This window comes from Sphingomonas endophytica (genome assembly GCF_014199415.1).
In the GTDB taxonomy this organism is placed as follows: domain Bacteria; phylum Pseudomonadota; class Alphaproteobacteria; order Sphingomonadales; family Sphingomonadaceae; genus Sphingomonas; species Sphingomonas endophytica.
Genome location: NZ_JACIJN010000009.1, coordinates 89,924 through 103,370 on the forward strand (window position 1 = coordinate 89,924; position 13,447 = coordinate 103,370).

The 13,447-nt window shown below is 70.2% G+C and carries 12 protein-coding genes; 6 read left to right on the forward strand and 6 right to left on the reverse strand.

Going from position 1 to position 13,447, the window contains the following annotated elements:
* The first annotated feature begins 279 nt into the window (after positions 1 to 279).
* The gene (gene mobA / locus FHS97_RS13520) at positions 280 to 813 is read left to right on the forward strand and encodes a molybdenum cofactor guanylyltransferase (RefSeq protein ID WP_184038823.1); all 534 of its coding nucleotides are present in this window, start codon (positions 280 to 282) and stop codon (positions 811 to 813) included.
* 236 nt (positions 814 to 1,049) lie between these two features.
* Here mobA and FHS97_RS13525 read toward each other — a convergent pair whose 3' ends face one another.
* Positions 1,050 to 1,646: an arylesterase gene (locus tag FHS97_RS13525; protein ID WP_311770281.1), complete on the reverse strand. Its 597-nt coding sequence runs from the start codon at positions 1,644 to 1,646 to the stop codon at positions 1,050 to 1,052.
* A 95-nt stretch (positions 1,647 to 1,741) separates the two neighbouring features.
* On the opposite strand from FHS97_RS13525, the gene FHS97_RS13530 reads away from it, so the two are divergent.
* Both FHS97_RS13530 and FHS97_RS13535 read left to right on the forward strand, forming a co-directional pair.
* Positions 1,742 to 2,398, forward strand: coding sequence for an ABC transporter ATP-binding protein (locus tag FHS97_RS13530; protein WP_311770275.1), 657 nt, complete (start codon positions 1,742 to 1,744; stop codon positions 2,396 to 2,398).
* Positions 2,399 to 2,408: 10 nt separating this feature from the next.
* Entirely contained in the window at positions 2,409 to 4,898 is a 2,490-nt protein-coding gene (locus FHS97_RS13535) for an ABC transporter permease (protein WP_184038834.1), read from the forward strand.
* A gap of 96 nt (positions 4,899 to 4,994) precedes the next feature.
* Here FHS97_RS13535 and FHS97_RS13540 read toward each other — a convergent pair whose 3' ends face one another.
* On the reverse strand, positions 4,995 to 5,702 hold the full coding sequence (locus FHS97_RS13540) for a FadR/GntR family transcriptional regulator (RefSeq protein WP_184038836.1): 708 nt from the start codon (positions 5,700 to 5,702) through the stop codon (positions 4,995 to 4,997).
* A 204-nt stretch (positions 5,703 to 5,906) separates the two neighbouring features.
* On the opposite strand from FHS97_RS13540, the gene FHS97_RS13545 reads away from it, so the two are divergent.
* The 3 genes from FHS97_RS13545 to FHS97_RS13555 are packed head-to-tail and all read left to right on the forward strand — an operon-like array spanning position 5,907 to position 10,110.
* Entirely contained in the window at positions 5,907 to 7,079 is a 1,173-nt protein-coding gene (locus FHS97_RS13545; protein WP_184038839.1) for an HlyD family secretion protein, read from the forward strand.
* Positions 7,080 to 7,081: 2 nt separating this feature from the next.
* Positions 7,082 to 8,665 carry an MDR family MFS transporter gene (locus tag FHS97_RS13550; RefSeq protein ID WP_184038843.1) on the forward strand — a complete coding sequence of 528 codons (1,584 nt, stop codon included), beginning with the start codon at positions 7,082 to 7,084 and terminating at the stop codon, positions 8,663 to 8,665.
* Positions 8,665 to 10,110 (forward strand): efflux transporter outer membrane subunit, encoded by a 1,446-nt coding sequence (locus FHS97_RS13555; RefSeq protein ID WP_184038845.1) that lies wholly within the window; start codon positions 8,665 to 8,667, stop codon positions 10,108 to 10,110. Before FHS97_RS13550 ends, FHS97_RS13555 begins: the two co-directional genes overlap by 1 nt.
* Here the strand turns inward: FHS97_RS13555 and FHS97_RS13560 are convergent.
* From FHS97_RS13560 to FHS97_RS13575, 4 genes are read right to left on the reverse strand one after another with little or no spacing between them, the layout of a single operon-like run.
* Positions 10,096 to 10,671, reverse strand: a complete 576-nt coding sequence (locus FHS97_RS13560) for a TetR/AcrR family transcriptional regulator (protein ID WP_184038847.1) — start codon at positions 10,669 to 10,671, stop codon at positions 10,096 to 10,098. The genes FHS97_RS13555 and FHS97_RS13560 overlap by 15 nt on opposite strands.
* A gap of 34 nt (positions 10,672 to 10,705) precedes the next feature.
* Positions 10,706 to 11,422: a Crp/Fnr family transcriptional regulator gene (locus tag FHS97_RS13565; RefSeq protein WP_184038850.1), complete on the reverse strand. Its 717-nt coding sequence runs from the start codon at positions 11,420 to 11,422 to the stop codon at positions 10,706 to 10,708.
* On the reverse strand, positions 11,419 to 11,895 hold the full coding sequence (locus FHS97_RS13570; RefSeq protein ID WP_343053460.1) for a response regulator: 477 nt from the start codon (positions 11,893 to 11,895) through the stop codon (positions 11,419 to 11,421). The genes FHS97_RS13565 and FHS97_RS13570 overlap by 4 nt, the downstream gene beginning before the upstream one ends.
* Complete coding sequence (locus tag FHS97_RS13575) at positions 11,799 to 13,355, reverse strand: GAF domain-containing protein (RefSeq protein WP_184038853.1); 1,557 nt, start codon at positions 13,353 to 13,355, stop codon at positions 11,799 to 11,801. The genes FHS97_RS13570 and FHS97_RS13575 overlap by 97 nt, the downstream gene beginning before the upstream one ends.
* Positions 13,356 to 13,447: the final 92 nt, after the last annotated feature.

A 13,447-nucleotide genomic window follows, 5' to 3' on the forward strand; every position in this document is an offset into this window, starting at 1 on the left:
GACGATCGTTAAATTCCAGTCACTTCGGCCGATGCAATTTGTGCAAGTGCGAATGCGTTGTTCGATTATTGCGCAAGTGAGCAATAAACTCCATTTGCCCGTTCGCCGGTATGACCCGGCAAACGGAGACCAACCCCATGCGTATGTTCGAAACCGCGGCCAGCACCGTGCTGGTTCTGGCGGCTCAGGCGCTGGTGGTCGGCGTCGTGTTCACCACGCTCTGACCCATCGGCATACCGCCCCTCTGACGGGGGGCGGATCGCCGCTCGTCTCCACCTCATGAAAGTGCTCGGCGCCGTGCTCGCCGGGGGCCGCGCCAGCCGCTTCGGCAGCGACAAGGCGCTGGCCGCGCTCGATGGTCGAGCGCTGCTCGATCACGCGATCGCCAGCCTCGCCGCACATTGCGACACGATCGTCGTCGTCGGTCGGCCCGAGGCGCCGGTTACCTGCATCCCCGATCTGCCGCGCTCCGACCTTGGCCCGCTCGGCGGGATTGCGGGTGCGCTTGCCTATGCGACCGATCACGGCTTCGATGCGGTGCTCACCACCGCTTGCGACACGCCCTTCCTGCCTGATGCGGTCGTTGCCGCGCTACGGGCCGCGGCACCGGCCTATGCGGCAGAGGCGCCGACCGTCGGCCTGTGGCCCGCGCACCTTGCAGGAGCGCTGCTCGCGCACCTGATCGCCGACCAACCCCGCGCGGTCCGCCGCTGGGCGGCGACAATCGGGGCAGCGGCGATTTTACCGGGCATGGTGCTGGCCAACATCAACACGCCGGACGATCTTACCAACCTATCGTCATCCCGGACTTGATCCGGAATCCCGCTTTTTCTTCGACGTGACGGAAGAAGCGGGGTCCCGGATCAAGTCCGGAACGACAAACATACTCCTACTGATAGCCGCCCTCTTCCTCGCGCTCCTCGGCGGCCTCCTCCTGCGCCTCTTCCATCGCCTGCGCCTGATCGTCGTCGTCGCGCTTTTCGGGATCGGTCATCATGGTCGCATCTCCTTGTCCGCCACCAACCGACCGACCGCCCAAGCGATCCCCGCTATTTCAACGCGCGGCGCACCGCCGACACTATCCGCCGGACGATGATCGCCACCCCGCGCGGATCGGGGTGCAGCCCGTCCGCCTGGAACAGCGCGCGCCGCCCTGCCACGCCATCGAGGAAGAACGGATACAGCGCCACGCGATGCTTCTTCGCCAGCGCCGGATACATGCCCTCGAACGCGCGCGCATAATCGCCGCCCATGTTCGGCGCGGCGCGCATTCCGGCGAGCAGCACCGGGATGTTCCGCGCGCGCAATTCGGTCAGGATCCGGTCGAGGTTCGCCTCTGCCTGCGCGACCGGCAGCCCGCGCAGCATGTCGTTCGCACCCAGTTCGACGATCACCAGATCGGGCCGCGCCTTCAACCCGCGCAGCCCCCAGCGCAGCCGCGCGCGCCCCTGCGCCGCCGTGTCGCCCGCCACCCCGCCGTTGCGCACCGTCGCCGGTACCCCCTGCCGCCGCAGTTCGGCCTGCAATTGCGCGGGAAACCCCTGCGCGGGCGGCAGGCCATAGCCCGCCGTCAAACTGTCGCCGAACGCCCATATCAGCGGCGCGCGCGGGTCGGCGGAGGCCGGCGCGGCGAGCAACAGCAGCAGGACCGGATGGACAAGCCACCACCACCCTCCGTATCGACGTGTTCGTGACCGGCTTTCCATCCGCTTCAGATAGCGTTCCGATCCGGGCGCGCAACGTGCGCCTCGCGCTCGGCAAGCCGCCCGCGCGCGTCGACATCCTCCACGGCATCGACCTGACGGTGGAAACCGGCGAGACCGTCGCGCTGCTCGGCGCGTCGGGGTCGGGCAAGTCGTCGCTGATGGCGGTGCTCGCCGGATTGGAGCGGCCCAGCGCGGGCGAGGTTCAGGTCGTCGGGCTCGACTTCACCAAACTCGACGAGGATGCGCTGGCGGTCGCGCGACGCGGGCGGATCGGAATCGTCCTGCAGGCCTTCCACCTGCTCCCGACGATGACCGCGCTCGAAAATGTCGCGGTGCCGCTGGAGCTTGCCGGCGAACCCGACGCCTTCGGCCGTGCGCAGGCCGAACTGGCGGCGGTCGGACTGGCGGCACGCACCGGCCATTATCCCGCGCAACTCTCCGGCGGCGAGCAACAGCGCGTCGCGATCGCGCGCGCGCTGGTCGGACGCCCCGCGCTGCTGTTCGCCGACGAGCCGACCGGCAATCTCGACACGACCACCGGCGCGGCGATCATGGACCTGCTGTTCGCACGCGCCGCCGAGGCCGGCACGACGATGCTGGTCATCACCCACGATCCCGCGCTCGCCGCCCGCTGCGCGCGCGTCGTCGAGCTGGCCGACGGCCGCATCGTCGCCGATACACCGCGCGCGTGAGCCCCCGCACATGAGCATCGCCGCCACCCTCGCCTTCCGCGACCTGCGCCGCGGCGGGCGCGGGTTGCTGTTGCTCGCGATGTGCCTGTTCCTCGGCACCGCCGCGCTCGCCGGGATCGGCAGCCTGTCCGCCGCGATGCTCGCCGCGCTCGATGCGCAGGGCCGCGCGATGCTGGGCGGCGATGTCGAGCTGGTCGTCTCGCAACGCCGCGCCACGCCCGCGGAACTGGCCGCGTTCACCGCCGCCGGCCCGGTCGCGGAGGTCGTGTCGCTGCGCGCGATGGCGCACAAGGGCGATCAGGATACGTTGGTCGAGCTGCGCGGGGTCGACGATCGCTGGCCGCTGGTCGGGCGCTTCCGGCTCGCGCCCGGCGCGCTGGCGGCGCGCCCGCACGGCGCACAGGTCGCGATCGCCCCGGCGCTCGCCGACCGGCTTGGCGCGCGCGTCGGCGACACGATCCGGCTCGGCACGCAGCCGTTCCGCGTCATCGGGCTGATCGCGGAAGAACCCGACAAGCTGGGCGCCGGCTTCGCGCTCGGCAGCCCGGCGCTGGTCGACATGGCCGGGCTCGACGCCAGCGCCTTGCTCCAGCCCGGCAGCCTGTATCGCAGCGGCTATCGCATCGCGCTCGCCGATCCGACGCGCGCCGAGGCGACCGGCAAGCGCCTCGCCGCGCGCTTTCCCGACGCCGGCTGGACCCCGCGCACCACCGAGAATGCCGGGCGCGGGCTGCGCGGCGGGATCGCGACGCTCGGGCAATTCCTGCTGCTCGTCGGGCTCGCCGCGCTGGCGATCGCCGGCGTCGGGGTCGGCAGCGGCGTCACCGCCTATCTCGCCGCGCGCACGAAGATGGTCGCGACGCTCAAGGTGCTCGGCGCACGCTCGACGCTGATCGCACGGCTGTTCCTGATCGAGCTGGCGCTGGTGGGGGCGGCAGGGATGCTGCCGGGGCTGGCGCTCGGCGCGGCGGTGCCGTGGATCGTCGCGCGGGTCGCGGGTGACGCGCTGCCGATCACGCCACGGCTCGCGTTCTACCCGCTCCCGCTCGTCACCGCCGCCGTGCTCGGCACGTTGGTGGCACTGCTGTTCGCACTCCCCGCGCTGGCGCAGGCGCGCCGCGTCCCCGCCGCGACATTACTACGCGACGCGCTCGCCGACACCGGTCGCCCGTCGTGGCGGGTGCTCGCGGCGATGGCGGCGCTGCTCGGGGCGTTGGTCGGGCTGGCGGTCTGGTCGGCCGCGGATCATCTGCTCGCCGCCGGGTTCGTCGCCGCGATCGCCGGGCTGGTGCTGCTGCTCTGGCTGGTCGGCATCGCGCTGCGCCGCCTGCTGGCGCGGTTGCCGCGGCCGCGCGCGCCGCTGCCGCGGCTGGCGCTCGCCAACCTTCACCGACCCGGTGCGGCTACCGACCGGCTGGTCGTCGCGCTCGGGCTGGGCTTCTCGCTGTTCGTCGCGCTGACGGCGATCGACGCCAGCCTGTCCGCCGAACTCGCCGGCAGCGCGCCGGCCCGGGCGCCGCGCTTCTTCGCCGCCGATGTGCCGGCGGAGGAAGCCGCCACCTTCCGCCGCGCGGTCCTGACCGCCGCCCCCAACGCGCGGATCGAGGCGGTGCCGTCGCTGCGCGGCGCGATCGTCGCGATCAAGGGCGTGCCGACCACGCGGCTCAAGACGCTCCCCGCCGACGCCTGGGTGCTGCGCGGCGACCGCACGCTGACCTGGTCGGCGACCGTCCCGCCGCGCAACGAGGTCGTTGCGGGACGCTGGTGGCCCAACGACTATCGTGGGCCGCCGCTCGTCTCGATCGAGGATCGCGCCGCGCAGGCGCTCGGCCTTCGTATCGGAGACACGATCACCGTCTCGGTGCTCGGCGTCGACGTGCCGGCGCGGATCGCGGCGCTGCGCAAGATCGACTGGCGCGGGCTGGGGCTCAACTTCGCGATCGTCTTCTCGCCCGGCTATATCGAGGAAGCGCCGCACAGCCTGCTCGCTAGCGTCTACGCGCCGCCCGCGTGCGACGGCGCGATCGCGCGCAGCGTCGCACGCGCGATGCCCGCGGTGACGCTGATCCGCACCGGCGACGTGATCGGGCAGGTGTCCGCCCTGCTGGGTCAGATTGCGACCGCGGTGCGCGTCGCCGCCGCGGCGACGGTGCTCGCCGGGCTGGCGGTGCTGGTCGGTGCGGTCGCCGCGTCCGGGCGCGCGCGCCGCTATGATGCAGTGGTGCTCAAGCTGCTCGGCGGCAGCACGCGGCAGGTACTCGCGGCGCAGGCGATCGAATATGCCTTGCTCGCCGTGCTGTTGTCGGCAGTGGCGCTTGCCGCGGGCGGCGCCGCGGGCTGGTATGTCGTGACGCACGTTTTCGACATGGGGTTCGCGCCCGACGCGCTACGCGTCGCGGCGACGCTGGGGCTGGCGAGCGCGGTGACGGTCGGGATCGGTGTCGCCGGCAGCATTCCGGCGCTGCGGGCGCGTCCGGCGCAGATGCTGCGGACGCTGTGACTCGCCCGCCGTCATTGCGAGCGTAGCGAAGCAATCCAGGGCGTCGTGATCCGGCACTGGCTTGCTTCGCTACGCTCGCAATGACGGATGAAGGTTCTACCCGCCCGCTGGCGGCTCGATCAGCGTCAGCACGTTGACGATCAGCCCGCGCATCGCCGCATGCGCGCCATCGGCGTCGCCCGCGAGGATCGCATCCCGCACGGCGGTATGTTCGGCGATATTGGCGGTGCGGCCTGCGATCTGGTTGGTGAAGCGGATCGAGGTGCGCAGCGCGGTGCTGACCATTTCGCGGAACTGAAGAAAGAACGGATTGTTCGACGCGCGGAGGACCGCGACGTGGAAGGCGATGTCGGAATCGAGCGGGTCGTCCTCGCCGCGCTCGGCGGCGACCATCCGCGCCAGCCCCGCCGAAATCGCTGCCTGCTGTGCCTCGCTTGCCCCGCACGCCGCCAGCGCCGCCGCCTCCGGCTCGACGCCGACGCGCAATTCGTTGAAGTGCCGCAGCAGGTCGATCGACGCTTCCCGCTCCAGCAACCAGCGCAGCACGTCGGGGTCGAGCAGGTTCCACGATTCCTCGGGAAGGACGAACGTCCCCTGCTTCGGCCGCGCGCCCAGCAATCCCTTGGCGGCCAGCATCTTCACCGCCTCGCGCGTCACCGAGCGGCTGACGCCATGCTCGCGCACGATATCGGCCTCGTTGGGGAAGGGCTTGTCGGCATAGTCGCCGACGACGATTGCACGGCCCAGCGTCTCGTGAAGGCCATAGGTCAGGTTCCGACCGAAAGCGTGCTGCACCGACGACATTCTCCCCTGTACGGCATCATCGCGCCGCGTGGCGGTAACGTAACCCGACGCAACGGCTGCGCCCAGCATAATCGGCAATAATCTCATCAATGTGTGTGCATTGCAGCATTGTAACTTGCAGCCGGCCTATAAGCGGACATATTGTCCGGTTAGAACCCGTGGACGGCGCAGCGGCGCCGACCGGCATCAAGCGGAATTGAACACATGGCAGAAGCGGCCGAGCCCTCGAACGAACCCGCAGCCGACGCCAAGGCAGTGTCGGCCGACCAGCCGACCCGCCGCAAGCTGAGCGGCCGCGCCAAGACGATCCTGATCGTCGTCGCGCTCGCCGTGTTGGCGACAGGGACGATCTGGTACCTGCGCTACCAGGCGACCGGACAATATATGCAGGACACCAACGACGCGCAGGTGCGTGCCGACATGGTCGTCGTCGCGCCGCGTGTCGCGGGGTACGTCGCGGAGGTGTTCGTCACCGACAATCAGGACGTCCGCGCCGGTCAGCCGCTGGTCCGCATCGATCCCCGCAACTCGCAGGCGCAGGCCGCGCAGGCCGAAGCGCAGATCGCGGTCGCCGACGCGCAGGCTGACAGCGCCCGCGCGCAGGTCCGCGAGCAATATGCCGCGATCGACCAGGCGCGCGCGCAGCTCGCCTCCGCGCGCGAAAAGGCCGCGCATGACGCTGCCGAGGTCGCGCGCTATCGTCCGCTTGCCGCCTCAGGCGCGGAGACCCGCCAGCAACTCGCGCAGCTCCAGCTCGCCGCGCAGCAGTCCGCGCAGGCGGTGCGTGCACAGGAAGCCGCGGTCGCGATGCAGCAACGTCGCGTCGCCACCTTCGAGACGCAGATCAAGCAGGGCCTCGCGCAGGCGCAGGCCGCCCGCGCGCAGCAAAGCGCCGCCAGCGTCGACCTCAACGCCACGCTGATCCGCGCCGCGATCGACGGACGCGTCGGCGACAAGACCGTCAACGTCGGCCAATATGCCGGCACCGGCACGCGGCTGATGTCGCTGGTGCCGCTCGACAAGCTCTATATCACCGCCAACTTCAAGGAGACTCAGCTCGCGCTGATGCGCCCCGGTCAGCCGGCCGAGATCAAGGTCGATGCGCTCGACGGGATCAAGCTGAAGGGCCGCGTCGCCAGCTTCTCGCCCGGCACCGGGGCGCAATTCTCGTTGCTGCCGCCGCAGAATGCGACCGGTAATTTCACCAAGATCACGCAGCGCGTGCCGGTGCGGATCGCACTGGAGGCGACGCCGCAGACCCGCCGCCTGCTCGTCCCCGGCCTGTCGGTCGAGGTGACGGTGGATACCCGCTCGGCGAAGGACGAGATCGAGCGGCTGCGCGACGAGCAACGCAAGGCCAACCGGCAGGAGCGCTGACGATGGCCAGCGCGGCCCCCGGCGCTTCGGCCGCGAAGCGCAGCGACCTGCCCGCCGGCGGGGCGGAGCGCGCCGATCTCGGCGCGTGGCTCGCGGTCGCGGCGGGCACGCTCGGCGCGTTCATGGCGACGCTCGACATTTCGATCGTCAACTCCGCACTCCCCACCATCCAGGGCGAGATCGGCGCGAGCGGCACCGAGGGGACGTGGATCGCGACCGCCTATCTGGTCGCCGAGATCGTCATCATCCCGATGGCGGCGTGGCTGGAGCGGCTGCTGGGCCTGCGCACCTTCCTGCTGATCGCTGCGATCCTGTTCACGATCTTCTCGGTGATCTGCGGTGCGGCCGACACGCTGCCGCAGATGATCGTCGGCCGGATCGGTCAGGGCTTCACCGGCGGCGCGATGATCCCGACCGCACAAACGATCATCGCGCAGCGGCTGCCGCGCTCGCAACAGCCGATCGGCATCGCCGCCTTCGGGATGACCGCGATCATGGGACCGGTGCTCGGCCCGCTGATCGGCGGCTGGCTGACCGAGAACATCAGCTGGCACTATGCCTTCTTCCTCAACGTGCCGATCTGCGGCATCCTCGTTCTGCTACTGCTGATCGGGCTGCGCCACGAACCGTCGCGGCTGCACCTGATCCGCGAGGCCGACTGGCTGGGGATCGCCGGGCTGGCGCTCGGGCTCGGCGGCCTGACCGTCTTCCTTGAGGAAGGACAGCGCGAGCAATGGTTCTCGTCCGAGCTGATCCGCTACATGTTCGCGGTGACGGTGGTGGGCTTCGGGCTATTGCTCGCCGGACAATTCGTCTCGCGCCGCCCGGTCATCAAGCTGCGGCTGCTGCTCGACCGGCAGTTCGGCTCGGTGGCGATCATGGGCCTGGTGCTCGGCGTCGTGCTCTACGGCACCTCCTATGCGATCCCGCAGTTCCTCGCCGCGATCGCCAATTACAACGCGCTGCAATCAGGCAAGGTCGTGCTGCTCGCCGGCATCCCCAGCCTGTTCATGATGGCGATTGTCCCGATCCTGCTGGTGCGCGTCGACATCCGGCTCGCGGTCGGTGCGGGGCTGCTCATCATGGGCGCGTCGGCATTGCTCGACGCCAATCTGACGATCGATTCGGTCGGCAGCGACTTCACCGAGTCGCAATTGCTGCGCGGCGTCGGGCAGATCCTCGCGATGCTGTTCCTCAGCCAGGCCGCGATCCGCTCCGTCCCGCCCGCCGAGGCCGGCGACGCCTCCGGACTGTTCAGCGCGATGCGCAACCTCGGCGGCAGCTTCGCGCTGGCCGGGATCGCGATCCTTCAGGACCAGCGCTCGTGGTTCCACGCGCGACGGATCGAGGAATCGCTCAACGCCAATTCGGTGCGCGTGCAGGATTATATGGCCGCTACCGCCGGCTCGCTCGGCGGACCGCAGACCGCAATCCGCGCGCTCGGCCAGCAGATACAGGGGCAGGCGCTGGTCATGACCTATAACGACATCTTCTGGATCATGGGCATGGGCACGTTGGTCGTCCTCCCGCTCGTCTTCTTCCTTCGTCCGCTTCCCAAGGGCGCCGCGCCGGCGGCGATGCACTGATGCGCCACGCTCTTCCGCTCCTCACGCTCGCGCTGCTCGGCGCGTGCACCGTCGGCCCCGATTACAAGGGGCCGCCCGCGGTCGCCTCCGACACGGTGGCGCGCGGCACGTTCGTCCGCGCCGCCGATCCGGCGCTGACTTCCGCGCCGGGGCTCGCGCGATGGTGGGAGACGCTCGCCGACCCGACGCTCAACGCGCTAGTCGACGACGCGCTCGCGCACAGCCCGACGATCGACGCTGCGCAGGCCAATCTCCGCGCTGCGCAGGAGCAATATCGCCAGCAACGTGCCGCGCGCCTGCCCTCGATCAGCGCCAGCGCTGTCTATCTCAACGCGCGGCTGCCCGGCACCAACCTCGGCGGCGGGCAGCAGGGCGGCGGCGACAGCGACACCACGCTCGACTTCTACAATCTCGGCGCGATGGCGTCGTGGGAGCCCGACCTGTTCGGCGGCGGGCGCCGCACGCTCGAACAGCAGCGCGCAACCGAAGGGCAGCGCTTCGCGCAACTCGCCGACGCGCAGGTCACGCTGTCGGCACAGGTCGCGCAAGCCTATGTCGCGCTCCGCGACGCGCAGGCCCGCGCGCGCCTCAACGCGCAATCGAGCGCGCTGCAACGCCGCCAGTTGACGCTGGTCGAGCAACGCTACGCCGCCGGCACCGCCTCGCAGCTGCAGGTCGAGCGGTTGCGTAACCAGCTCAACAGCACCGACGCGCAGACCATCCCGCTCGCCGCGCAGATCGACGAGTACAAGGGCCAGCTCGCGGTGCTCACCGGGCGCGCGCCGGGCGCGCTCGACCCGACGCTCGCCACCGTCGTCGCGGTGCCGCTGCCGCCCGCACAGGTCCCGATCGGCGATCCCGCTGCGCTGCTCCAGCACCGCCCTGACATCCGCGCCGCCGAACGCGCGCTGGCGGCGGGCAATGCGCAGATCGGTGTCGCCACCGCACGCAAATTCCCGTCGCTCAACCTGCTCGGCATCATCGGGCTCGGCGGCACCGGGGTCGGCGATGTGCTCGATCCGTCGAAGCTGGCGACGGTCGCCGCGCCGATGCTCAACTGGTCGTTCCTCGACTTCGGCCGCAACCGCGCCGCGGTCCGCCAGGCCGAGGCGCAGCGCGACGCCGCCGACGCGCAATATCGCCAGATCGTGCTGGAGGCATTGCAGGATGCCGAGACCAGCCTGTCGCGCTTCGGCAACGCCCGTCAGCAGCTCGCGCAATTGCTGCTCGCCGAGCAATCCGCGACCCGCGCTGCCGGGCTCAATGCGCAGCGCGTCGGGGCCGGCACCAGCACCTTGGTCGATCAGCTCGATATCGAGCGCCAGCGGCTCTCCGCGACGATCGGCGCCGAACAGGGCCGTGCGCAGCTCACCAATTATTATATCGCGGTGCAGAAGAGTCTCGGGCTCGGCTGGACCGATCCGGCGGCGTCAGCGCGGCGATAGCCCCGCCATCACCAGCGCCAACGCCTCCTCCAGCAACGTCTGGCGGCGGCAGACCGGTGCGGGATTGACCAGCGCGCCGAGCATCCGCATCGCGATCGCGAGTTCGTGCGCGCCCATCGTCGGCGCGAGCATCCCGTCGCGATGCCCCCGCGCGGCGAGCGGCACCAGCAGCCGTTCGAGCCGCGCGCGCAGATCGTCGAAGGCGGCGCGATTCTCGCCGTCCAGCGGCATGTCGATCGCCAGCCGCGCGAACAGCGCGGTCGCCTCGCGCCCCTCGACGACCAGCTTGGCGAGCGCGCGGTCCAGCGGCAACGTCGGGTCGATCAACGGCGCCATCCGGTCGATCTCGCGCTCGAACACTGCGAGCGCCAGCGCCATCCGGTCCTTGAAGTTGCGATAGAAGGTGCCGCGCCCGACTCCGGCGGCATCGGCCACCTCCTCCAGCGGCACGAAATAGCCCGAGCGCGCGAAACAGGCGCGTGCCGCCTCGATCAGCGCCCCGCGCCGTTCCAGCGCATCGCGCCGCATCGCGCGGGCGTTGGCGGTCGTTTCCTCGATCATCGGTCCAGCAAACCGCCCGTCGCCGCGGTTCCCGTCACTGCGCCGTGACGCGCACCGGCAAATGCCCAATCTTGCGCGCCAGCCCGGCGGGATCGGTCAGCTTTACATGTCCGACGCGCCATTGGAGGTCGCCCTCGCGCCGCGCCTGCTGCAACATCCGGTTGACGTGGACCGAGGTGAGCCCCAGCGCGTCGGCCAGCGTCTCCTGCGTCAACGGCAGGTCGAAGCCGTTGCCGGTCGCGCTGCCGTTGAGCGTCAGCCGCTCGTGCAGCTCCAGCAACAGGTCGCTGATCCGCTCCTGCGCGTTCAGCCGGCCGAGCCGCGTGATCTGCGCGAGCAGATGCCCCTCGTCCATCGCGCGGCTGATCGCATAGGCGACGTGCAGCGGCGACCCCGCCGCGGCCTGTGGCAACGGGCAAACCAGCACGTCGGACATCGCCACCACCGTCGACACCGCCAGCGCGTGCGGATGATCGCACGCGCCGATCAGGTCACCGGGCAACAGGAAGCTGAGGAACTGCCGCCGCCCGTCGGGCAACAGCCGCACGCGCGCCGCCCACCCGGACAGCAGCAGCTGCGCCTGCACGATCTCGCGCCCCTCGGTGATGATGTCGCGGCGGACGCGCACCGCGCGGGCGTCCTCCATCGCCTGATCCAGCGCATCCAGCGCCGCGCCGTCGAGCGGGGCCAGCGCCATCAGGCGCGTCACCGCCATGCCGGGCGCATCGCTGCGCCGCTGTCCTCGGATCATGTCACTCTCTCCAGTCCACACAGCGCGCGCACCGCGGCGATCACCGCTGCGCTGTCGAAGGGTTTGATGAGCAGCGGCACATCGCGCAGCCACTCGGGAAGCGTCCAGCCATCATAGCCGGTCAGGAAGAGGAACGGCACGCCCCGCGCCTTCAACTGCTCAGCGATCGGATAGCACATTGCGGTGCCCAGATTGACGTCGAGCGTCGCGATGTCGATCGGCTCGCGCTCGATCAGCGCCAGCGCGTCGGCGACGCGTCCGACCGGCCCGACCACCACCATGCCATGCGCCTCGAGCGCGCGCTTCAGATCGGAGGCGATGAAATATTCGTCCTCGACGATCAGCAGGCGCCGGCCGGTCAGGGTGGGGGAGTCGGTCAGAATGGTCGTCCTTCCTCTTGCAGCGGCAGCGCGATCGCGCAGCGCACCCCGCCGCCCGCGAACGTCAACTGCGTTTCCGCACCATATTGATATGGCAACGCCTCACAGATCAATTCCGTGCCAAAGCCTTGACGGCAAGGGGAAATCGCCAAGGCGGGCACACCTTTTTCCGTCCAGGTCAGCCGAACGCCCTTTTTACCATCCTTGTCGGCATAGGTCGACCAGGCGACGTGCAGCCGCGCGCCGGGGCGCTTCAGCGCACCATATTTGACCGAATTGATCGCAAGTTCGTGGATGGCGAGCCCGATCGCCTCCGCCGCGCGCGGCGGCAGCGGCACGTCCGGTCCGGCGATCGTCACTGCCTCGCCATCGGCGACGCCGACGCTCAGCAGCTCGTCGCGGATCAGGTTTTCGAGATCGACGTTCCCGCTCGCGGTCTGGGTGACGATCGCCTGTGTCCGCGCCAGCGCGTCGAGCCGCCCGCGGAAATGGTCGGCCACATCGTCCAGCGTCCCGCCCGCCTCGACGGTGCGCGCGAAGACGGACCGGACCACCGTCAGGATGTTGCGGACGCGATGCTGCAATTCCGCGACCAGCCGCCGCTGGCGTTCTTCGAGCAGATGCATGTCGTGAACGTCGGTGGCCGCGCCGAACCAGTGCGTCACTGACGAGGCCGCGGCGCGCCGCGGCACCTGCCGCATCAGGAACCAGCGATATTCGCCATCGCGGTCGCGCAGCCGCAATTGCTGCTCCAGCGACTCGTTGCACGTATAGGAGCGCCGGAACGCCGCCTCGGTCGCGGCGCGGTCCTCGGGGTGAACCGCCTCGAGCCAGCCCCAGTCGGCGGCGGTGCGCTCATCCTGCCCGGTGAGATCGGCCCATTGGCTTTCGCTCATCTTGTTGTTGCCGCTCTGGTCGGTGCGCCACAGCATCGCCGGGACCAGCTCCATGCTCACGCGGCGCATGTCCTCGCTCTCGCGCAGCGCCAGCTCGGCCCGCTTGCCGCCCAGCGCCTGGACGATCGCCGGCGCCAGCTCCTCCGCGGCCAGCCGGTCGATGTCGCGAAAGCCGCCGCTGCGGTTGCCGAGACCGATCACCCCGATCAGCTCGCCCTGCCGGCGCAGCGGCACGCCCAGGAACGATTGCAGCGGCGGATGCCCGTGCGGCGTGCCGATCGCATCGGGGTGCGCGGCGGCGTCATTGGCGATCAGGCTGGCGTCATCATGGATCACGCGGCCATACAGGCCGTGGAGATCGAGATGGGTCGGCACCATCGTCTCCGCCCCGTCGGGCCAGACCTCGCGGAACACCTTCCACGCGCGGTCGCTGATCGCCAGATCGTGGAGCCGGTCGCGCGCCGGGGTCAGCTCCGCCATGAAGCTGAACGACGCGCCGGTCAGGTCCTCGGCGACGGCGAGGCACAGCCGGCCGAGCGCCTCGTCGCTGGTCGCGCCCAGCGCCTCGTGGAAGATGCGGTTGATCGCCTGCAACACCGCATTCTTGCGCGCCAGTGTTTCGAGGAGGTCGGTCTCGTCATGTGTCTCGGCCCTCACCGCCGCCTCCCTGCCGGTTGCCGCTCGCGCACGCGGTTCTGGACCAAAGCGAGACGGTTAGCGACCCGAAATGACGACCTTCCTCCGAAACG